This is a genomic window from Microbacterium sp. Bi121, from assembly GCF_918698005.1.
Taxonomy (GTDB): domain Bacteria; phylum Actinomycetota; class Actinomycetes; order Actinomycetales; family Microbacteriaceae; genus Microbacterium.
Map to the genome: position 1 here is coordinate 88,500 of NZ_CAKKLJ010000007.1, position 19,689 is coordinate 108,188.

Genomic DNA, 19,689 nt, shown 5'->3' on the forward strand with positions numbered 1-19,689 from the left:
CGCGGCGCCGACATTGTCGAGAGCGCATGTCGGATGCCTGCACGATGATGGACATGTGGGTGATGTCCTCGACCGCTTCACCCCGGCCACGCAGGACTGGTTCCGGGGTGCATTCGCCGCGCCCACGAACGCGCAGGCCGGAGCCTGGGATGCGATCTCGGCCGGCAAGCACGCGCTCGTGGTCGCACCGACCGGTTCCGGCAAGACGCTGTCGGCGTTCCTCTGGGCGATCGACAGCGTGTTCCGCGAGAAGGCGGATGCCCCTTCGACAGGCTCAGGAACCGATGCCACCGGCACCCGCATCCTGTACATCTCGCCCCTGAAGGCGCTCGGCGTCGACGTCGAGCGCAACCTCCGGTCGCCGCTGGTCGGCATCGGCCAGTCGGCTCGCCGGCTCGGCATCCATGCCCCAGGCGTCACCGTCGGCGTCCGATCCGGTGACACCACATCAAGCGATCGACGCAAGCTCGTCTCGAATCCGCCGGACATCCTGATCACGACGCCGGAGTCGCTTTACCTGATGCTCACCAGCCGCGCCGGCGAGACGCTCCGAGGCGTGCACACGGTGATCATCGACGAGGTGCATGCGGTCGCCGCGACCAAACGCGGAGCGCATCTCGCCGTGAGCCTGGAGCGTCTCGACGCGCTCCGGCGGACCGCGGGGGCGGATGCCGCGGCGCAGCGCATCGGCCTGTCGGCGACCGTGCGCCCCATCGATGAGGTGGCACGGTTCCTGGGCGGGTCGGCGCCCGTCGAGATCGTCGCCCCCAAGGCGTCGAAGACGTTCGAGCTGACCGTGACCGTCCCGATGGACGACATGACCAATCCGCCTCCTCCGCCCGGCGCTCCAGACGCTTCGGCCGACACGGACGCCGAGTACACCGAGGTCACCGGGTCGGTGTGGCCGCACGTCGAAGAGGCCATCGTCGACCGCATCCTCGAGAACAACTCGACCATTGTGTTCTCGAACTCCCGCCGCCTCGCCGAGCGCCTCACCGGCCGGCTCAACGAGATCTACTCCGAGCGGATCGGCGTCCCACTTCCCGACTCGTCAGCGCCTCCGGCCGCCATGATGGCCCAGGCCGGTTCCACCGCAGGCGCCGACCCCGTGCTCGCCAAGGCGCACCACGGCTCCGTCTCGAAGGAGCAGCGGGCACGCGTCGAAGAAGAGCTCAAATCGGGCGTCCTGCGCTGCGTCGTCGCGACCAGCAGTCTCGAGCTCGGCATCGACATGGGCGCCGTCGACCTCGTGATCCAGGTCGAGGCCCCGCCGTCCGCGGCATCCGGTCTGCAACGCGTCGGGCGAGCCGGTCACCAGGTCGGCGAGGTGAGCCGCGCGGCACTCTTCCCCAAGCATCGCGGCGACGTGCTGCACACCGCGATCGTCACCGAGCGGATGCTGGCCGGCAAGATCGAGGCGATCGCCGTGCCGCGCAATCCGCTCGACATCCTCGCCCAGCAGACGGTCGCCGCGTGCGCGCTGGACGCGATCAGCGTCGAGGAGTGGTTCGAGACGGTGCGGCGCTCGGCGCCGTTCCAGTCGCTGCCGCGCTCGGCGTTCGAGGCGACGCTGGACCTGCTCGCCGGACGGTTCCCGTCGGACGAGTTCGCCGAGCTGCGCCCTCGACTCGTCTGGGACCGGGATGCCGGCACCCTCACCGGACGCCCCGGCGCGCAGCGCATCGCGGTCACCAGCGGCGGGACGATCCCCGACCGCGGGCTGTTCGGGGTCTTCGTCGCCGGCGAGGGCGCCGGTCGGCGCGTCGGCGAGCTGGATGAGGAGATGGTCTACGAGTCGCGCGTCGGCGACGTCTTCACGCTCGGCACGACGAGCTGGCGGATCGCCGAGATCACCCACGACCGGGTGAACGTGCTTCCGGCCTACGGGCAGCCGGGCAAGGTGCCGTTCTGGCACGGCGACGGCATCGGTCGTCCCTACGAGCTCGGGGAGGCGCTCGGCGCGTTCTCGCGCGAGGTGGATGCTGCGCCGCCGGAGAAGGCCTCCCAGCGTCTGATCGACGCGGGTCTCGACGAGCAGGCACGGGCGAATCTGCTCGCACACCTCCACGAGCAGCGCGAGGCGACCGGCACGCTGCCCACCGACCGGAACCTCACCGTCGAGCGCGGTCGCGACGAGGTCGGCGACTGGCGCGTCATCCTGCATTCCCCGTACGGCATGAAGGTGCACGCACCGTGGGCGCTGGCCATCAATGCGCGCGTCCGCGAACGTCTCGGCGTCGAAGGTTCGGCGGTGGCGAGTGACGACGGCATCATCGTTCGAATTCCGGATGCCGACGCCGAGCCACCCGGCGCCGACCTGTTCGTCTTCGAAGCCGACGAGATGGAGCACATCGTCACCGAGGAGGTCGGCGGTTCGGCGCTGTTCGCCTCGCGGTTCCGCGAGTGCGCCGCGCGTGCTCTGCTGATGCCCCGGATGAACCCGAACAAGCGCACGCCGCTCTGGCAGCAGCGGCAGCGTTCGGCGCAGCTGCTCGAGGTGGCCAGGCGCCACCCCACGTTCCCTGTCATCCTCGAGACGCTGCGCGAAGTGCTGCAGGACGTCTACGACCTGCCGTCGCTGCGCCGGCTCACGAACGCGATCGCCGAGCGTCGCGTGCGGCTCGTCGAGACTGAGCCAGCCCAGCCCTCGCCGTATGCGCGCGACCTGCTGTTCGGGTACGTCGGCGCGTTCATGTACGAGGGCGATTCGCCGCTGGCCGAGCGCCGGGCAGCCGCGCTCTCGGTGGATCCGGCACTGCTGGGCGAACTGCTCGGCACGGTGGAGATGCGCGAACTCCTCGACCCAGAGGTCATCGCTCAGTTCGAGCACGAGGCGCAGCGGTTGGACCCCTCGCGGCGAGCCCGAGGGCTCGAGGGCGTCGCCGATCTGCTGCGCACGCTCGGCCCGCTGGATGCCGCCGAGGTCGCTGCGCGGCTGGAGCCGGAGGACTCGACTTCCCCCCGCGGGTCGTTCAGCGAGCCGAAGGGGAGACGAAACGGGCTGAGCGAGGACGGCGACGCCGACCGAGTCGAAGCCGCCTCTGAAGCCGAGGCGTCCTCCCACCTCGACGCTCTGATCACCGCGCGCCGTGCCATCCCGGTCACGATCGCCGGCACCGCACGGGTGGCGGCGATCGAGGATGCCGGGCGTCTTCGCGACGCTCTCGGCGCAGCGCTTCCCACCGGCATCCCGGTGGCCTTCCTCGAGCCGGTCGCCGATCCGCTCGGCGACCTGGTGTCGCGTCACGCGCGTACGCACGGACCGTTCACGACGGATGCCGTGGCCACGCGCTTCGGCCTGGGGGCAGCCGTCGCACGGCACACCCTGCAGCGACTCGAGCAGTCCGGACGCGTGACGAGCGGGTACTTCCTGCCCGACGCGGCCGGGAGCGCAACCGAGAACGAGTGGTGCGACACCGAAGTGCTCCGCCGGCTTCGGATGCGCTCGCTCGCCGCGATCCGCGGCAGCGTCGAACCGGTCGCACCGGAGGCGTACGCGCGGTTCCTGCCCGACTGGCAGCATCTCACCCGACCGCTCGAGGGCGTCGACGGGGTGTTGGCAGTGATCGAGCAGCTCGCCGGTGTGCCGATCCCGGCCAGCGCATGGGAATCGCTCGTACTGCCCTCACGCGTGCGCGACTACTCCCCCGCTCTGCTCGACGAACTCACGTCGAGCGGCGAGGTCGTCTGGGCCGGGCACGGCACCCTGCCGGGGCGCGACGGCTGGGTGTCGCTGCATCTCGCAGACCTGGCGCCGTTCACGCTGCCGATCCCCGAACCTGTCGAGGGAGCGGATGACGCGCTCGAACAGGCTCTGCTCGATGCGCTCAGCCGCGGGGGCGCATACTTCGCAGCGCAGCTCAAGGAGATGGCCGGAGCCGAGAACGAGCAGTCGGTGCTCGAGGCCTTGTGGAGCCTGACGTGGTCCGGCCGCGTGACCAACGACACGTTCGCACCGGTGCGGACCCTGCTCGCCGGCGGATCGCAGGCGCACAAGTCTGTGCGGCGGGCTCCGCGCACCCGGACATTCCGCGGGGTCTCGTTCTCGAGCGCAGGGCAGACTGCTCGGCCGACAGCCACGGGTGGACGCTGGTCGCTGCTGCCGGCGGACGCTGCCGCCCCCGCAGGGAGCGAGTCGCGCGCCAGCCGCAGGGCGACCGTGTCGGCAGGCCTTCTGCTCGACCGCTACGGGGTGGTGACGCGCGGCGCGGTGCAGTCCGAGGGGACACCGGGCGGCTTCGCGCAGGCGTACCGCATCCTGGCGGGCTTCGAACAGGCGGGACACTGCCGTCGCGGCTACGTCATCGAGAAGCTGGGAGCCGCCCAGTTCGCGGCATCCACCACCGTCGATCGCCTCCGCACCTTCGCGAATCTGCCCGACCCTGTTCCGATGCGTGCCATCACGCTCGCCGCCACCGACCCGGCGAATCCGTACGGTGCGGCGCTCGCGTGGCCACGCCGAGAGGGCGTCTCGCACCGACCCGGCCGCAAGGCCGGCGGCCTCGTCGTGCTCGTCGATGGATCGCTCGTGCTGTACCTCGAGAGGGGCGGCAGGACCGTGCTGGCCTTCGACGATGATCCAGAAGCGCTGCGTGCCGCGGCATCCGATCTCGTCGCGACCTCGCGCGCGCGGCGTCTCGAGACCCTCACCGTCGAGAAGATCAACGGTGAGCCGATCTACGGCACGACATTCGCGACGGCGTTGCAGGAGGCGGGTTTCGTCGCCACCCCACGTGGCTACGCCCTTCGGAAGGTGATCTGAGCATGTTCCGCGAGTTCTTCGCCGGCGTCGGGACGCTGCTGCGCGGCTTCCGGATGTGGAAGACGCACACGCGACTCATGGCGCTCGGCCTCATCCCCGCGTTCATCGCCTGGGCCGTGCTGCTCGCGGCCATCATCCCGCTCCTGATCTGGCTCGGACCCATCACCGACTGGATGACGCCGTTCGCCGACGGCTGGAGCGAGCCATGGCAAGCGCTGGTGCGGTTCGGACTCGGCGCCGTGATCATCGTCGCGGCTCTGGCACTGGCGGCCGCCGTCTTCACCGCCCTCACCCTCACGATCGGCGACCCGTTCTACCAGCGGATCTGGCGCGGCATCGAGCGATCGCTCGGCGAGGAGCCCACCGGCGAGACCGGATTCTGGTCGACGGTCGGCGAGGGCATCCGGCTCGTCCTGATGGGTCTCCTCGTCGCGCTGCTGACGTTGCTGATCGGGTTCATCCCCGTGATCGGCGGGATCGCGGCGACCGTCATCGGCGTGCTGCTGAACGGACGGGTTCTGGCCCGCGAGCTCACCGGCCGAGCATTCGATGCCCGTGGACTGACCGGATACTCGCGATCAGGGATGCTGCGCGCCGGTCGTGCACGCGTCATCGGGTTCGGGGTCGCGACGCAGCTGTGCTTCCTGGTGCCGTTCGGTGCGATCGTCACGATGCCGGCCGCTGTCGCCGGCTCGACCCTGCTCGCCCACGACCTGCTGCGTCGGGCGAAGCCCGGGCAGCAGGTGGCGCAAGGTGTCGTCTCCACGCCCGCCGGGCGGCGCGAAGCGACACCTCCCGTTGCGGACGGCGCCCCGGCGCCCGTCTCCCCGCCTCCTCCGCCGCCGGGATACCCGCGTGCCTGAGGGCGACACCGTCTTCCGCACTGCGAGACGACTCGACGACGCTCTCGCCGGGCACGAGGTCACGCGATTCGACCTGCGTGTCCCCCAGGCCGCCACTGCCGATCTCACCGGTGCGACGGTCCAGAGTTGTGTCGCGCGCGGCAAGCATCTGCTGCTGCGCATCGGCGAGTACACGCTGCATTCGCATCTGCGCATGGACGGCGCCTGGTTCGTCTACCGACCCGGTGACAAGTGGCGGCATCCGGCGTTCAAGGTGCGCGCGATCGTGGGCACGGCCCAGTACGAAGCCGTGGGCGTCGACATCGCCGACATCGAGCTCGTCCGGACCAGCCACGAGGATCAGATCGTGGGTCACCTCGGCCCCGACCCGCTGTCCGAGCACTGGGACGCCGCCGAGGCGGCGCGGCGCGTGAGCGCGGATTCGCGCAGCATCCACGTCGCCCTTCTCGACCAGCGGAACGTCGCGGGCTTCGGCAACGAGTACGCCGCTGAACTGCTGTTCCTGCGCGGAATCCTGCCGACCACGCCCGCTGCGGACGTCGATTCTGCAGCCCTCGTCGACCTCGGTGCGCGCACGATCCGCGCGAATCGCGATCGCGCTGATCGCACCTTCACAGGCGTGAACCGGCCCGGTCAGACCACCTGGGTCTACGGGCGCGGGAATCGTCCGTGTCGACGCTGCGGAACCTCGATCCGACGCGGTGAACAGGGCGCCGATCCGACGCGCGAGCGGGTCACTTTCTGGTGCCCGAGCTGCCAGCGCTGAAGATCATCCCTGAGCGGGAATGAATCCCCCTCTCCCGTGGTTGTTGATATATCCGGGGATGTCCGGACTGGGAGGAATCTTGGGTAAGAACTACATCGATATCGAGGACGACCAGGGCACGACGCTGCGTTACCGCAAGCACGTCAACGGCCGTGGCCTTGTCGCGCACGGCGCGAAGGTGCATCCGAAGGCCGTTGTCGAGGTCGGCGCCTATATCGAACCAGGGGCTCGCGTGGGCGCAGGAGCCAGGGTGATCCGCGGAGCGTGGATCGAACCGGATGCCGTGATCGGTGAGAACGCCTACATCGACGCCCATGCCCACATCGGCCAGGGCGCCGCCGTCGGAGACGGGGCACATATCGGCGTCCGCACCGAGATCGGGGCAGGGGCGCGCATCGCGCGCGGAGCGAAGATCGGCGACGACGAGATCGTCGCAGCTGGCCTGAGGATCGCCACCGACCGCAAGGGGTTGTGGCTGGCGGCCTGAGCCCCCTGCTACTTGAGCGCCCGGCGAATCAGGATCGACGCGCTCTCGACGAGCACGACCATCCCGATGATGACGAGCACGTAGGCGAGCACCTCGTCGAAGTGCCGCCCCTGCAGAGCGTTCAGCAGCAGGAATCCGATACCGCCGGCGCCGACGATGCCGAGCAGCGTCGCGGAGCGGATGTTCTGCTCTAGCAGGTACATGAGGTGGCTGACCATCGCTGGGACCGACATCGGCATCGTCGATGAGAAGAACACCTGCGTGCGGGTGCTGCCACCCGCCGCGAGAGCGCGCTCCGGGCCGTTCGGCACCTCTTCCATCGAGTCGCCGATGAGCTTCGCAAGCAGACCCACACCGCCGATGCCGAGCGCCAACGCGCCCGCCTGCGGTCCGATGCCGGCCGCGATGATGAACAGGATCGCGACGACGAGGTCCGGGATGGCGCGGATCACCAGCGCGATCCCACGGAAGGTGTTGCGCACCCAGCTGTTCGGCGCGACGTTGCGGGCCGAAAGCGGCCCGACCACCGCGGAGATGATCGCGCCCATCAGGGTCGCTGCGAAGGCGATCTGGATGGTCGTGACCACCGCAGCCAGAACGTCGTCCCAGCCGCGGCTGCCGAAGTGCGGCGGCCAGATCGCGCGGTCGCGCGTCGGATCGACGATCTCGTTCCACGACGGCGAGAACATCCTGGTGACGTCGGGCGCCGTGTAGAGGAATGCGCCGACCACGACGAGGATGCCGAGCCAGATCCACAGAGTATTGCTGACGCGGCTGCGATCCCACGGTCGATGCATGGCTGCCTCGATGCGCGCGTTGCGGTCCTGCGTCCTGATCGTGCCGGTGCTCGTGGCGCCCTCGGTGGATACTCGGTTGCGCGCGACGGCGCGGGTGACCGCGTTCCCAAACCCCCTGCCGGTGGGCTGCACGCCGAGCAGCTTCGTGCGCAGCAACGACGAGACGATCTCGAAAAGCACGCAGAGGACGATGATGATGACGACGATCGGGATGACGCGGCGCATGCCGGCTGGTCCGCCGTGCAGCGCCTCATCGAGCTCGTAGCCCACACCGATCACGCCGACGACACCGAGGATGACCGTGCCGCGCAGGTTGATGTCAGCCCGGTGCAGGGTGACGGCCACCCAGGCCGGCAGCACCTGCGGCACGACGCCCGACCAGAACTCCTGCGCCTTCGAGCCACCCGCGGATCGGATCGCGAGGCGCGGCCCCTCGTCGATCTGCTCGATCGCGTCGGCGAACATCTTCGAGATCATGCCGACCGAGTGCAGGCCGACCGCGACGATCGCGGGCAGCATCCCGGAATTGAACCAGAGGAACGCGAAGACGACGACGAACACGACATCCGGAATCGCGCGGGCGACGACGCCGATCCCGCGGCAGAGCCCGAGCACCAGGCCGTGCGGGGTCGTGTTCCTGGCTGCGCCGTACGCGACGGGAACCGACAGCACTGCGGCGAGCGCTGTGCCGGCGACGACGAGTGCGAGCGTGATGACGATGGTGAGGAACATCTCCCAGATCGGCTCGAAGCCGACCCAGGTCGTGGTGAAGATCTTGGCGCCGCCGGCACCGACCTCAGCCGTGACGTTCCACCCCGGCCACTGCATCGGCAGCGCCATGCTCAGAAATCGCGAGATGTTGTGCCCTGTGGTCTCCAGGCTCTTCAGGCTGTAGTCCAGGCCGATGAACGACCAGACGCCGAGGCCGAGGATCGCGATGATGACGCCGTAGGAGACGACACTCGACAGTCGGGGCGCCGGACGCGGAACGGTCGCGATGCGTTCTGCGAGAGCGGGGCGCTCCGCGGTGATCGTCATGCGGGCTCCTCGTTCGCGAAGTCCTCGGCGAGGCGTTCGCGGGATGCCGAGCGCTCCGCCTCGCGCTCGCGGATCTGCTCGCGCGCCTCGGCGAGCTCGTCCTCGAGTGCCTGGATCTCGCTCGTCGTCGTGGCGACACGGCCGTAGATCTCCATGACCTCTTCGCGGCTGAGGCCTTGGGTGTGCATGTCGAGCACGACCTGACCGGCGCGCAGGCCGACGATACGGTCGCCCCAACTGAGCGCGAGGTCGACCTGGTGCAGCGAACAGATGACTGTGAGCGAGCGCTCGGCGGCGATCTCGCGGATCAGCGCCATCACCTGGCTGCTCGACTCGGGGTCGAGAGACGCGACCGGCTCGTCGGCGAGCAGGATCTCTGGATCCTGCATGAGCGCACGGGCGATCGCGACGCGCTGCTGCTGCCCACCCGAGAGCTGGTCGGCCCGCTGGTACGCGAACTCGAGCAGGCCGACGCGGTCGAGATGACCGAGGGCCTTCTCACGCTGGGCGCGGGGATAGGTGAAGATGCCGACGCGCGGGCCACGCAGCGTCGACAGGCCACCGGTGAGCACGTTCTCGAGCACCGTGAGTGCTCCGACGAGCTCGAACTGCTGGAAGATGAACCCGATACGGCCGCGCAGTGCACGGAGGTCGCGCCCTCGCAACGAGGCGACGGATTCGCCGAGCGAGACGACTGCACCCTCTGTGGGAACTTCAAGTCCGTTCACATGACGCAGGAGCGTCGACTTGCCCGAGCCCGAGAGCCCGAGCAGCACGACGATCTCGCCGGGTTCGACGGACAACGACACCCCCGAGAGAGCCGGGGCCTTGGCTCCGGGGTACGTCTTGCCCAGATCAGTGATCCGGACGGCGGGGGTGTCGCTGTTCGTCATGTGCATTGCTCCTGGCTGCGTCTACGTGGTCGGAGTCAGGGTCAGGCCTGGCAGGCCTCGACCTCGTCGGCGATCTCGGTGCACAGGGTGCGGATCAGGTCGTAGTACGCGTCGTCGACCTTGCCGAAGCCGAACCAGCCGTCGGTGAGGAACTCGTTGAGCTCGATTCCGGCGTCGGTCAGGTCCGACTGCGTGCTGTCGGCGAGGGCAGCGGTGAGCTGGTCCTTGACGTCCTGCGGCAGAGCGGCCTGCATCACGATCGGCGCTGCGGGGACCTGCACGCGCGTGACCTCTTCGAGCTCGCCCGACTCGATCAGCGGGTCGGCGTCGATGTCCTGCGCGAACCCGACCTGGCAGTCGGTGCCCTGGGCGACCTTCTTGGCGTTGAGGTCGTGCTCCTCGCCGAACAGGCGGTTGTCGTCGGAGACGGTGACACCGGCCTCGAGCAGGCCGCCCATCGGAACGGCGAAGCCCGAGGTGGAGGTCGGGTTGACGAAGCAGACCGGCTGGTCGGCGAAGTCCTCGAGGGACGTCACGTCGGTCGCTGCCGGGTACTTGACGGCGACGGAGAAGTAGCCGGGCTCGGCGCCCTCCTGGGTGATCTGCGCACCGATCGGCTCGATGTCGGCGCCGGCGTTCTGCGACTGGAAGTACGTGAAGGCCGAGATCTGCGCGATGTCGATCTGGTCGGCGGCGAGGCCCTGCACGACGGCGGTGTAGTCCGTTGCTTGGAAGAACTCGACGTTCTTGCCGGTGATCTCGGCGATCCAGTCGGCGATCGGCTGAGCGTCCTGGTCGGCGCCCTCGTGGTCGGGGAGGACGGCGAAGACGAGCGTGTCGGAGTCGCCGGAGGCGAAGGTGCCCTCACCGGCATCGGCGGTGCCGCCGTCGGTCGAGGAGTCGGCAGTGTCCGCGGCACACGCCGTGAGACCGAAGGCGAGGGTGAGACCAGCGGCGATCGCGAGACCGCGCTTGAGGGTGGACTGCATGGGGGAACCTTTCGAAGGTGCGGGTGCAGGGTGAATTGTTCGGCAGAGCAGCCGACGTGACGAGCTAAAGCCCGCCCAGCGACGTGCGCGGAGCGAGATCCTGACCGCACCGTGAACTCGACATGAACAGCCGAGTACCCTGAAACGCATGGCATCGCCCTCGTCCCAGCCCCGCGCCTTTCGGTTAGGGGCCGTCCCCGGAGCGACCCCCGGCAAGTGGATCGACACGTGGAAGCAGCGGATGCCCCGGGTGCCGCTCGAACTCGTGCCGATCGAGGTGGCTACCCAGCGCGCCGCTCTCGAGGATCTGGATGCCGCGCTCGTTCGCCGCCCGATCGACGACCCCGACGAGCTGCACGTGATCCCGCTGTACGAAGAAGTGCCCGTGGTCGTGGCATCCGCTGAATCGCATCTCATGGCGGCGGACGAGCTGACAGCCGAGGACCTCGCCGGCGAGGTGCTGATCACGCCGCTCGACGACGTGCTCGGCCCGCTCGGCCTGCCGACCATCGCGCCGAACTTCCCGGCGCTCGAGACGACGACGGATGCCATCGCGACAGTCGCCACGGGGGTGGGGATCGTCATCGTGCCGATGTCGCTCGCGCGTCTGCATCAGCGCAAGGATGCCGATTACCGGCCGCTCCGGGATGCACCGACGTCCTCCGTCGCGCTCGCCTGGCTGCGAGACCATACGACGGAGGACGTCGAGACATTCATAGGGATCGTCCGCGGGCGCACCGCGAACTCGTCCCGCTAGCTCCTCCCGCGGGCCGTTCAGCCAGATCAGCCGACCAGCACCGGCACCTCGACGCGGATGCCGTCGGCGTCGGCATCCACGCGGATGGCGCCGCCGTCGGCGAGCTCACCGGACACCAGCAGGTCGGCGACGCGGTCGTCGACCTCGCGCTGGATGAGCCGGCGCAGCGGGCGGGCCCCGTACTCGGGCTCGTAGCCGTGCTCACCGAGCCAGCCCACAGCGGCATCCGTCACCTCGACCGACACGGAACGCGCCGCGAGCCGCGCCGACGTCGCACCCAGCATGAGCCGCACGATCTCCGCGATCTCCTCACGCGACAGCTTCTGGAACAGCACGATCTCGTCGATGCGGTTCAGGAATTCCGGACGCATGGCCTCACGGAGCTTGCCCATGACGCGCGCCCGCAGATCGGCGGCAGACGCGAAGCCGTTCGCCGAGGCATCCGAGCTCGACACGAAGCCGAGTGCGCCGGAGCGCGAGGCGAGGAACTCCGACCCGATGTTCGAGGTCATCACGATAACCGTGTTGCGGAAGTCGACGGTGCGGCCCTGCCCGTCGGTGAGGCGCCCGTCGTCGAGCACCTGCAGCAGCAGGTTGAACACGTCGGGGTGCGCCTTCTCGATCTCGTCGAACAGCACGATCGAGTACGGGTTGCGCCGCACGCGCTCGGTGAGCTGCCCTGCCTCGTCGAAGCCGACATATCCCGGAGGGGCGCCGACGAGGCGCGACACGGTGTGCCGCTCGCCGAACTCGCTCATGTCGAAGCGGATCACGACGTTCTCGTCGTCGAACAGGCGGTCGGCGAGCGACTTCGCGAGCTCGGTCTTGCCGACACCGGTCGGGCCGAGGAACAGGAACGATCCGACAGGGCGACGGGCGTCGCCCATGCCGGTGCGGCTGCGGCGAACGGCGCGAGCGACCGCGGTGACGGCGGCGTCCTGCCCGATCACACGGGCGTGCAGCTCGGTCTCGAGGTCGGCGAGACGCTCGCGCTCGCCTTCCGTCAGACGGCTGGCGGGGATGCCGGTGGCACGAGCGATCACTTCGGCGATCTCTCGCTCATCGACGACGGCGTCGGCCTCGTCGGTGCGGCCGGATGCCGAGTCGATCCGAACCTGCGTGGCAGTGATCTCGTCGCGCAGATGCGAAGCCTCCTCGTACTTCTCCGCGGAGACGGCGGCGTTCTTGCGCGCTTCGAGATCAGCGAGCTCGGTGAGAAGCGCGGACGTGTCGACGGGCAGGCCGAGCTTCAGCCGCAGTCGGGCTCCGGCCTGGTCGATGAGGTCGATCGCCTTGTCGGGCAGCACGCGGTCGGGCAGGTATCGGGCGCTCATGCTCACGGCTGCGCGAAGAGCGGCATCCGTGTACGTCACGGCGTGGTGCTGTTCATACGCATCCTTCAAGCCCTCGAGAATCAGGACGGCATCCGTGATGGACGGCTCATCGATCTTCACGGGCTGGAAGCGGCGCTCCAGCGCCGGGTCCTTTTCGATCTGGCGGTATTCCTTGAGCGTTGTCGCGCCGACCATGTGCAGGTCGCCGCGGGCGAGCCGGGGCTTCAGGATGTTTCCGGCATCCATCGCACCGTCGCCGGCACCGCCAGCGCCCACGACCGTGTGCACCTCGTCGATGAAGACGATGACCTCGTCCTTGCGGGCGGCGATCTCGTCCATCGTCTTGGTCAGACGCTCCTCGAAATCTCCGCGATAGCGCGTGCCGGCGAGCATGCCCGGCAGATCGAGGGTGATCACGCGGCGGCCGGCCAACTGCGCTGGGACAGCACCGTCGACGATCGCCTGGGCGATACCGTCGATGATCGCGGTCTTGCCGACGCCGGCCTCGCCGATCAGCACGGGGTTGTTCTTCGTCCGGCGGCTGAGGATCTCGATGGTCTGCTCGATCTCGTCGCTGCGGCCGATCACCGGGTCGAGCTCGCCGGCACCGGCGCGGGCGGTGAGGTCGATGCCGTACTTGTCGAGCATGGGCGAGTCGGATGCTGTGGACTCTCCCTCTGTATCCGAACCATCGACCGGGTCCGACACGTGCTCGCGCGCGCCCTGAGTGAGCGCCTCGGCGGTCACGCCGGCGCGCGCGAGGACCTGCCCGGCCGGCACGTCCTGGCCGAGCACGAGCGCGAAGAACAGGTGCTCGGGGTCGATGTAAGTCGCGCCGGAGGAACGGGCGACCTGGTACGCGTGGAACAGCGCTCGGCTCGCGCTCGACGTGATGGTCGCGGCGTCGACGGCCGTCGCCTCGCCGGGCAGCGGGAGGCGCGACTCGACGGCCTCGATGATCTGTGCCGGGTCGACGCCGATGTTCTCGATCGCGCGCACCACGGTGTCGTCCTCGACGATCATGCGCAGCACGTGCAGAGCGTCGAGCTCGGTCTGGCCGCGCTCGAGGGCGAATCGACCTGCGCGCTGCAGAATGCGCTGTGTGCGCGCGGTCAGGAAGCGACTGAGATCGATGGATCGGGCCTGTCGGGACTGCTCGCCCGCAAGGTATCGGGCGAGAAAGTCGTCGAAAGAGCCGGCGCCGGTGTCGCTGAAGTCGTTGGGCACGTTTCCTCCTGAAAGTTGAGCGGACTTCACTCAGGTATGAAGTTGAGTGTACGGCACTCAAGTTCAACGCGGGCCGACGGCGAGTATTCCCGGGGCGGCGAATAGAATCTTGAGGTGGCCTCGATCCTGTATGTATGCGTGAGGCCGGAGCAGGGCGCGGCGGATGCCGAACACGAGTCCTTCCGGCGCGCTCTCGGCGCACCCGCGCTCGACCGGTGGGATCTGCTGGACCAGCCCCTGGATCCATCGGTCGCGGATCGCTATGACGGCGTCGTCGTCGGCGGGTCGCCGTTCAACGTCGTCGCCGAAGAGCGCAGCGACCTGCAGCGACGCGTCGAGAACGACCTAGAACGTCTGGCTCAGGATGCCGTCGCCGAGCACCTCGCCGGAATGTTCACGTGCTACAGCATCGGGGTCGTCACGCGGATGCTGGGCGGCACCGTCGGCACGGCGGTACCGGAGTCCACCCGCGCCACGAGCATCCGCATCACAGCGGCCGCAGCCGATGACCCGCTGTTCGGGGCCTCCGCACCGGAGATGTCGGTGCTGACAGCGCACAAGGAGGGCTCGATCGAGCCGCCGCCAGGAGCCGTGCTGCTCGCGACGAACGACGACTGCCCTGTGCAGGCGTATCGAGTCGGCGGTCGGCTCTACGCGACGCAGTTCCACCCCGAAGTCACGCCGCAGGACTTCGTCGGTCGCATGGCCTACTACCGGACCACGGGGTACTTCGACCCGCACGAGTACGACCTGACGGCCGAGCGCGTCTTGGCGTCGTCTCCCACGGGCACGGACCTGCTGCGGCGGTTCGCGGGGCTGGTGCGCTGAGCGGCTTCGACTCGTCGCTGCGCTCCTCGCTCGGCTCGTTTCGTCTCGCCTGCGGCTCGCTCAACGACCAGCAAGCAACTCCAGCTGCTCCCGCAGATACTCCTCCAGCGGCCGCCACGACGCCCCCGACCAGCGCACCGACACGACGCCGTCGCGCATCGCGAGCGGACCGGACGCGCCGCCGGCATCCACAGCATCCACGTCGATGACCGACCAGCCGACGTGTGCGACCTCGCCCTCGCGGAAGCCCCCGCGCAGCGCCATCTGGCGCCTCGCCGCACGCTCGCGCGCCGATTCGGCCGTGTACCCGCGGCGTCCTGGATCGGCCGCTCGCAGCACCTCCCCCGTCGCCAGCACTCGGTCGTCCGTGAGCAGCAGCACGCCCACGTGCCACGCCTCACCGATGCGCAGGATCCGGTCGCCTCTCCAGCGCGAGGAGCGCTCTTCGCCGAGCCCCTCCTTCGGGATCCCGGCCAGCACGGTGCGCGCATCGGCGAGCAGTCGGGCTGCGGAAGTCATCCCATCAGGTTACCGATTCGTCACCTCAGGCGCGGACGCGGCAGAATCGATGCACACCCCTGCAAGGAGCATCCATGTCTCAGACCGATACCGCACGTCTGCTCATCGCCTGCGATGACCAGCCCGGGATCGTCGCCGCCGTCGCGAACGTCCTCGCCCAGCACGGCGCGAACATCATCTCGCTCGATCAGCATTCGACGGATGCCGAGGGCGGGCGCTTCTTCCAGCGGACCGTGATCCACCTTCCGGGGCTCGCCGCCGCGCGTCCGGCGCTGGAGGCGTCGATCGACGAGGTGGCCGAGAGGTTCGGCATGGAGTGGTCGCTGCACGACACCTCGCGCCGCAAACGCGTGGCGATCTTCGTGTCCAAGTACGACCACTGCCTGATGGAGCTGCTGTGGCGCCAGCAGCGAGGGCAGCTCGACGTCGACATCACGATGGTGGTCTCGAACCACCCCGACCTCGCCGAGTCGGTGCGTTCGTTCGGCGTGCCGTTCGTGCACATCCCGCGCGGCACCGGCGACGACGCGAAGGAGGCGATGGAGGCCCGCCAGCTCGAGCTGCTGCAGGGCAACGTCGACCTCGTCGTGCTCGCGCGGTACATGCAGATCCTCACCGACGACTTCATCGGCAGGATCGGGGCGCCGGTGATCAACATCCACCACTCGTTCCTGCCGGCGTTCATCGGCGCGAACCCGTACGCGCGCGCCAAGGAGCGCGGCGTGAAGCTCATCGGCGCAACGGCGCACTACGCCACGGCAGACCTCGACGAGGGCCCGATCATCGAGCAGGACGTCACGCGCGTCACGCACTCCGAGTCGGCCGCCGAGCTGCAGAGCCGCGGCGCGGACGTCGAGCGCCTGGTGCTCGCGCGAGCCGTGCAGTGGCACGCGGAGGACCGCGTGATCGTGCACGGCCGCTCGACCGTCATCCTGTAGGCGCGGGCGTTACAGGACCTTCGCGAGGAAGTCCTTCAGGCGGTCGCTCTTCGGAGCCCCGAACAGGTCGGCAGGCACAGCCTCTTCGACGACGACGCCGCCGTCCATGAACACGGTGCGGTCGGAGACCTCGCGCGCGAAGCCCATCTCGTGGGTCACGAGCACCATGGTCATCCCGCCCTCAGCCAGGTCGCGGATGACCTGCAGCACCTCGCCGACCATCTCCGGGTCGAGGGCGCTGGTGGCCTCGTCGAAGAGCATGATCTCGGGGTCCATGGCGAGCGCGCGCGCGATGGCGACGCGCTGCTTCTGACCACCCGAGAGGGATGCCGGCTTGGCATCGACCTTGTCGGACAGGCCGACGCGCTCCAGCAGAGCCAGTGCGCGCTCACGCGCCTCGGTCTTGGACATGCGGCCGAGCTCGATCGGGGCGAGGGTGATGTTCTCGAGCACGGTCATGTGCGGGAACAGGTTGAAGTGCTGGAACACCATGCCGATGCGCTGACGCACCTCGTCGAGCTTGACGCTCTTATCGGTGAGGTCGACGCCGTCGATGATCACCTGGCCGGAGGTCGGCTCCTCGAGCTTGTTCAGGCAGCGCAGCAGCGTGGACTTGCCCGAGCCCGACGGTCCGATGACGGCGACGACCTCGCCGTCGGCGACGGTCAGGTCGATCCCCTGGAGGACCTCGTTGCTCCCGAACGACTTGTGCAGGTCGCGGACGTCGATCTTGCTCATGCGTTGAACTTCCTCTCCAGGCGGTTCGCGAGCAGCGTCAGCAGCGTGATCACGACGAAGTAGATGATGGCGACGATGGTCAGCACCTGGGCCGACAGGTAGGTAGAGGCGATGATCTGCCTCGACTGGAACGTGAGCTCAGCGAGGCCGATGACGCTGATGAGCGAGGTGTCCTTCAAGGTGATGATGCCCTGGTTCACGAACGACGGGATCATGATGCGGAACGCCTGCGGCAGGACGACCTTCTGCATCGTCTTCCAGTGGCCGAGGCCCAGCGAGCGCGAGGCTTCGTTCTGCCCTGGGTCGACGGCCTGGATGCCACCGCGGATGATCTCGGTCATGTAGGCGCCGGTGTTCAGCGACAGCGTGATGGCACCGGCGACGAACGGGTTGAACGTGATCCCGGGGAACAGCTGCGGGATCGCGAAGAAGACGAAGAACGCCTGCACGAGGATCGGTGTACCGCGGAACACGTACACGTAGGCGGTGGCGAGCCAACGGAACGGCAGGAACTTCGACAGGCGCCCGAACCCGAACACGATGCCGAGGATGAATGCGGCGACGATCGCGATGATTGTGGAGAGGATCGTCAGCCACAGGCCCTCCATGAGGGCGGGCCAGTACTTCACGGCGACCGAGATGATGTCGGTGGGCTGCGTCGACTCCTCGCCGCCGCTGAGGTATCGGTCGACGATCTCGTCGTACTCGCCGGACTCGGTGACGTTGGCGAGACCGGTGTTGAACATCTCGAGCAGTTCGGCGTTCATGCCCTTGTTGACCGCGAAGCCGTACTCACCGCCGAGCTCCGGTTCGCCGACGAGGCGGAAGCCGGACCCCTGCTGGATGCCGTAGGCGAGCACCGGGAAGTCCTCGAAGTAGCCGACGGCCTGACCGGCCTTGACGGCATCCACCATGTCGGTGGTATCGGTGTACGGGGTGACGCGGAAGCCGTACTCGTCCTTGTTGTCCTCGGCGAAGGTCTGGCCCTGCGTGCCGGTCTTGACGGCGACGGTCTGGCCATCGAGGTCGTCGAGGGACTGGATGTCGCTGGCGTCGAGGACGCCGAGCTGGATGCCGCTGGTGAAATACGGGTCGCTGAAATCGAAGACCTTCTTGCGCTCGTCGGTGATCGACATACCGGCCATGACTGCGTCGACCTGGTTCGACTGCAGCGCCTGCACGGCGGCGTCGAACCCGAGTTGGCGGATCTCGACCTCGAAGCCCTGGTCCTCGGCGATCGCGCGGAGCAGATCCATGTCGATGCCGACGAGGTCGCCGTTGGCGTCGGTGAACTCGAACGGCGCGAACGTCGTGTCAGTGCCGATGACGTAGGTCTCGCCGCTGTCGTCCGCGGCCGTGGCGGGGGCTGCGACGCCCAGCATCACGCCCGCTGCGACGAGCGCGGTCATCGCAAGTGCGGCGATCCTGCGCGCGAGCGGGCGCGAAGGTTCGGAAAGATTTCGGATCACGACGGATGCTCCTCGGATCGGTTGACGACGGCCGGATGGCCGCGCGGTCATCAAGCCTAGAGCAGAGCGTCGGGCGGCATGAGTGCCGTTCACCCGTTGACGATGTCGACAGCTAGGCCGTGGGATGCCGCGGCGAGGCGCCTGTCGTTCGTCCAGAGTTGCGACGCACCGGCGAGTTGTGCGGCCGCGAGGTGGAGCGCATCCGGTGTCTTGAGCCCGTGATCAGCGCGCAGTTCGGCGGCGCGCAGATAGGCCTCGTCATCGAGTTCGACGGTTTCGAGGTGGTGGTACATCGCGAGATACCGGTCGCGCATCACGTGGTCACCTGTACGCAATGGGCTCACGAGACATTCCGGAAGGACCAGCGGACTCGTGGCCAACGGCTCTCGCGCCCCAGCCATCGCCGCGCGCACGGCATCACCGCGCGCACCGGAATCCTCCAGCGCGTATATGAGGATGCAGGCGTCGAGATAGATCACCCCCACGACTCGCGCTCTTCAGCGATCCGCGCGTCGAGTTCCTCCGGCGAGCGCCGGGCCGGAAGCGGGTTGGCCTGGAGCCACTCCACGATGGCAGGACCGTTCATGACGACGTCCGGCCTTCCGACAGGGACGACCTTGACCACCGGCACGCCTCTGTTGGTGATGACGACGTCCTCACCGGAACGCGCGTCGGCGATCAACCGCGAGAGGTTGTTCCGCGCATCGAGAACGCTGTACTGGGCCATGCATCCAGATTAGCCATTTATCTGGCTAAGTTCTACGCCTCATCGAGCAGTACCCCCGCCCGGGTGTTGTCGACAGAACATTGAGGCGAGCCGGCGCCGCAGTGCGGAGCGATCGCAGTGAACGCTACTTCAGCGTGAGCGTGTGCGCCTCGGGCCAGTCCTCGTAGCCGACCTCGACGATGACGGGGCTGCCTGTCACGTCGTTCGGCAGTTCGAATTCGTGCGTCGTCGGTGACATATCCGCGGTGCAGGGATCGTTGGGCGACGACCCGAATGTCACGGCGACGCGGTCCGGCCCGTCCGCGGTGAGGGCTGTCGCGATGGGCGGGCAGCTCCCGCTGCCCCAGGTGACGATGGCGAATGTCTCGCCGCGCTCTATCCAGGTCGCAGCGGGCTCTTCGCTGAGCGGCTCGAAGACGACGCCTTCGGGGATGCCGGGCTTCATCGCCTGGGCGACGCCCGTGCCGGAGCCGCTGCAACCGACCAGGATGCCGGCCGCGACCACGATGGCGAGGCCCGCGCTGCCGACGCGTTTGATCATCACGGCCCCATTGTCG

At 68.5% G+C, this 19,689-nt stretch carries 17 protein-coding genes; 7 read left to right on the forward strand and 10 right to left on the reverse strand.

The window, feature by feature from the left end; translation table 11 throughout:
• The first annotated feature begins 55 nt into the window (after positions 1-55).
• From LQZ87_RS12375 to LQZ87_RS12390, 4 genes are all read left to right on the forward strand, one after another.
• Positions 56-4,762, forward strand: coding sequence for a DEAD/DEAH box helicase (locus tag LQZ87_RS12375; RefSeq protein WP_230103741.1), 4,707 nt, complete (start codon positions 56-58; stop codon positions 4,760-4,762).
• Between the two features lie 2 nt (positions 4,763-4,764).
• Entirely contained in the window at positions 4,765-5,625 is an 861-nt protein-coding gene (locus tag LQZ87_RS12380) for an EI24 domain-containing protein (protein ID WP_230103742.1), read from the forward strand.
• Positions 5,618-6,391 carry a DNA-formamidopyrimidine glycosylase family protein gene (locus LQZ87_RS12385; RefSeq protein WP_230103743.1) on the forward strand — a complete coding sequence of 258 codons (774 nt, stop codon included), beginning with the start codon at positions 5,618-5,620 and terminating at the stop codon, positions 6,389-6,391. The genes LQZ87_RS12380 and LQZ87_RS12385 overlap by 8 nt, the downstream gene beginning before the upstream one ends.
• Positions 6,392-6,470: 79 nt before the next feature.
• Positions 6,471-6,878: a transferase gene (locus LQZ87_RS12390; protein ID WP_230103744.1), complete on the forward strand. Its 408-nt coding sequence runs from the start codon at positions 6,471-6,473 to the stop codon at positions 6,876-6,878.
• Positions 6,879-6,886: 8 nt separating this feature from the next.
• On the opposite strand, the gene LQZ87_RS12395 is transcribed toward LQZ87_RS12390, so the two are convergent.
• From LQZ87_RS12395 to LQZ87_RS12405, 3 genes are read right to left on the reverse strand one after another with little or no spacing between them, the layout of a single operon-like run.
• Entirely contained in the window at positions 6,887-8,713 is a 1,827-nt protein-coding gene (locus tag LQZ87_RS12395; RefSeq protein WP_230103745.1) for an ABC transporter permease subunit, read from the reverse strand.
• Positions 8,710-9,606: a phosphonate ABC transporter ATP-binding protein gene (phnC, locus tag LQZ87_RS12400; protein ID WP_230103746.1), complete on the reverse strand. Its 897-nt coding sequence runs from the start codon at positions 9,604-9,606 to the stop codon at positions 8,710-8,712. Before phnC ends, LQZ87_RS12395 begins: the two co-directional genes overlap by 4 nt.
• A gap of 41 nt (positions 9,607-9,647) precedes the next feature.
• Positions 9,648-10,595, reverse strand: coding sequence for a PhnD/SsuA/transferrin family substrate-binding protein (locus LQZ87_RS12405; protein ID WP_230103747.1), 948 nt, complete (start codon positions 10,593-10,595; stop codon positions 9,648-9,650).
• A gap of 148 nt (positions 10,596-10,743) precedes the next feature.
• On the opposite strand from LQZ87_RS12405, the gene LQZ87_RS12410 reads away from it, so the two are divergent.
• Positions 10,744-11,352, forward strand: a complete 609-nt coding sequence (locus LQZ87_RS12410; protein ID WP_230103748.1) for a LysR substrate-binding domain-containing protein — start codon at positions 10,744-10,746, stop codon at positions 11,350-11,352.
• Between the two features lie 26 nt (positions 11,353-11,378).
• Here LQZ87_RS12410 and LQZ87_RS12415 read toward each other — a convergent pair whose 3' ends face one another.
• Positions 11,379-13,913, reverse strand: a complete 2,535-nt coding sequence (locus LQZ87_RS12415) for an ATP-dependent Clp protease ATP-binding subunit (RefSeq protein ID WP_230103749.1) — start codon at positions 13,911-13,913, stop codon at positions 11,379-11,381.
• A 114-nt stretch (positions 13,914-14,027) separates the two neighbouring features.
• Between LQZ87_RS12415 and LQZ87_RS12420 the strand changes: the two genes are divergently transcribed.
• Positions 14,028-14,741, forward strand: coding sequence for a GMP synthase (locus LQZ87_RS12420; RefSeq protein ID WP_230103750.1), 714 nt, complete (start codon positions 14,028-14,030; stop codon positions 14,739-14,741).
• A 60-nt stretch (positions 14,742-14,801) separates the two neighbouring features.
• Here LQZ87_RS12420 and LQZ87_RS12425 read toward each other — a convergent pair whose 3' ends face one another.
• Complete coding sequence (locus tag LQZ87_RS12425; protein WP_230103751.1) at positions 14,802-15,260, reverse strand: glutaminase; 459 nt, start codon at positions 15,258-15,260, stop codon at positions 14,802-14,804.
• A 74-nt stretch (positions 15,261-15,334) separates the two neighbouring features.
• Between LQZ87_RS12425 and purU the strand changes: the two genes are divergently transcribed.
• A complete protein-coding gene (gene purU / locus LQZ87_RS12430) occupies positions 15,335-16,198 on the forward strand; it encodes a formyltetrahydrofolate deformylase (protein ID WP_230103752.1) in 864 nt (287 codons plus the stop codon).
• Positions 16,199-16,207: 9 nt separating this feature from the next.
• On the opposite strand, the gene LQZ87_RS12435 is transcribed toward purU, so the two are convergent.
• The 5 genes from LQZ87_RS12435 to LQZ87_RS12455 form a co-directional block, all read right to left on the reverse strand.
• Positions 16,208-16,936 (reverse strand): amino acid ABC transporter ATP-binding protein, encoded by a 729-nt coding sequence (locus tag LQZ87_RS12435; protein WP_230103753.1) that lies wholly within the window; start codon positions 16,934-16,936, stop codon positions 16,208-16,210.
• Positions 16,933-18,345, reverse strand: a complete 1,413-nt coding sequence (locus LQZ87_RS12440; protein ID WP_230103754.1) for an amino acid ABC transporter substrate-binding protein/permease — start codon at positions 18,343-18,345, stop codon at positions 16,933-16,935. The genes LQZ87_RS12435 and LQZ87_RS12440 overlap by 4 nt, the downstream gene beginning before the upstream one ends.
• Positions 18,346-18,494: 149 nt before the next feature.
• Positions 18,495-18,890, reverse strand: coding sequence for a PIN domain-containing protein (locus tag LQZ87_RS12445; RefSeq protein WP_230103755.1), 396 nt, complete (start codon positions 18,888-18,890; stop codon positions 18,495-18,497).
• Positions 18,881-19,132, reverse strand: a complete 252-nt coding sequence (locus LQZ87_RS12450) for a type II toxin-antitoxin system prevent-host-death family antitoxin (RefSeq protein WP_230103756.1) — start codon at positions 19,130-19,132, stop codon at positions 18,881-18,883. The genes LQZ87_RS12445 and LQZ87_RS12450 overlap by 10 nt, the downstream gene beginning before the upstream one ends.
• Before the next feature lie 124 nt (positions 19,133-19,256).
• A complete protein-coding gene (locus tag LQZ87_RS12455; protein ID WP_230103757.1) occupies positions 19,257-19,676 on the reverse strand; it encodes a hypothetical protein in 420 nt (139 codons plus the stop codon).
• Positions 19,677-19,689: the final 13 nt, after the last annotated feature.

Coding starts and splice junctions, on each gene's coding strand:
- LQZ87_RS12380 (WP_230103742.1), top strand. CDS start 4,765: ATGTTCCGCGAGTTCTTCGCCGGCGTCGGGACGCTGCTGCGCGGCTTC.
- LQZ87_RS12425 (WP_230103751.1), bottom strand. CDS start 15,260: ATGACTTCCGCAGCCCGACTGCTCGCCGATGCGCGCACCGTGCTGGCC.
- LQZ87_RS12440 (WP_230103754.1), bottom strand. CDS start 18,345: ATGACCGCGCTCGTCGCAGCGGGCGTGATGCTGGGCGTCGCAGCCCCC.
- purU (WP_230103752.1), top strand. CDS start 15,335: ATGTCTCAGACCGATACCGCACGTCTGCTCATCGCCTGCGATGACCAG.
- LQZ87_RS12435 (WP_230103753.1), bottom strand. CDS start 16,936: ATGAGCAAGATCGACGTCCGCGACCTGCACAAGTCGTTCGGGAGCAAC.
- LQZ87_RS12410 (WP_230103748.1), top strand. CDS start 10,744: ATGGCATCGCCCTCGTCCCAGCCCCGCGCCTTTCGGTTAGGGGCCGTC.
- LQZ87_RS12405 (WP_230103747.1), bottom strand. CDS start 10,595: ATGCAGTCCACCCTCAAGCGCGGTCTCGCGATCGCCGCTGGTCTCACC.
- LQZ87_RS12450 (WP_230103756.1), bottom strand. CDS start 19,132: ATGGCCCAGTACAGCGTTCTCGATGCGCGGAACAACCTCTCGCGGTTG.
- phnC (WP_230103746.1), bottom strand. CDS start 9,606: ATGACGAACAGCGACACCCCCGCCGTCCGGATCACTGATCTGGGCAAG.
- LQZ87_RS12395 (WP_230103745.1), bottom strand. CDS start 8,713: ATGACGATCACCGCGGAGCGCCCCGCTCTCGCAGAACGCATCGCGACC.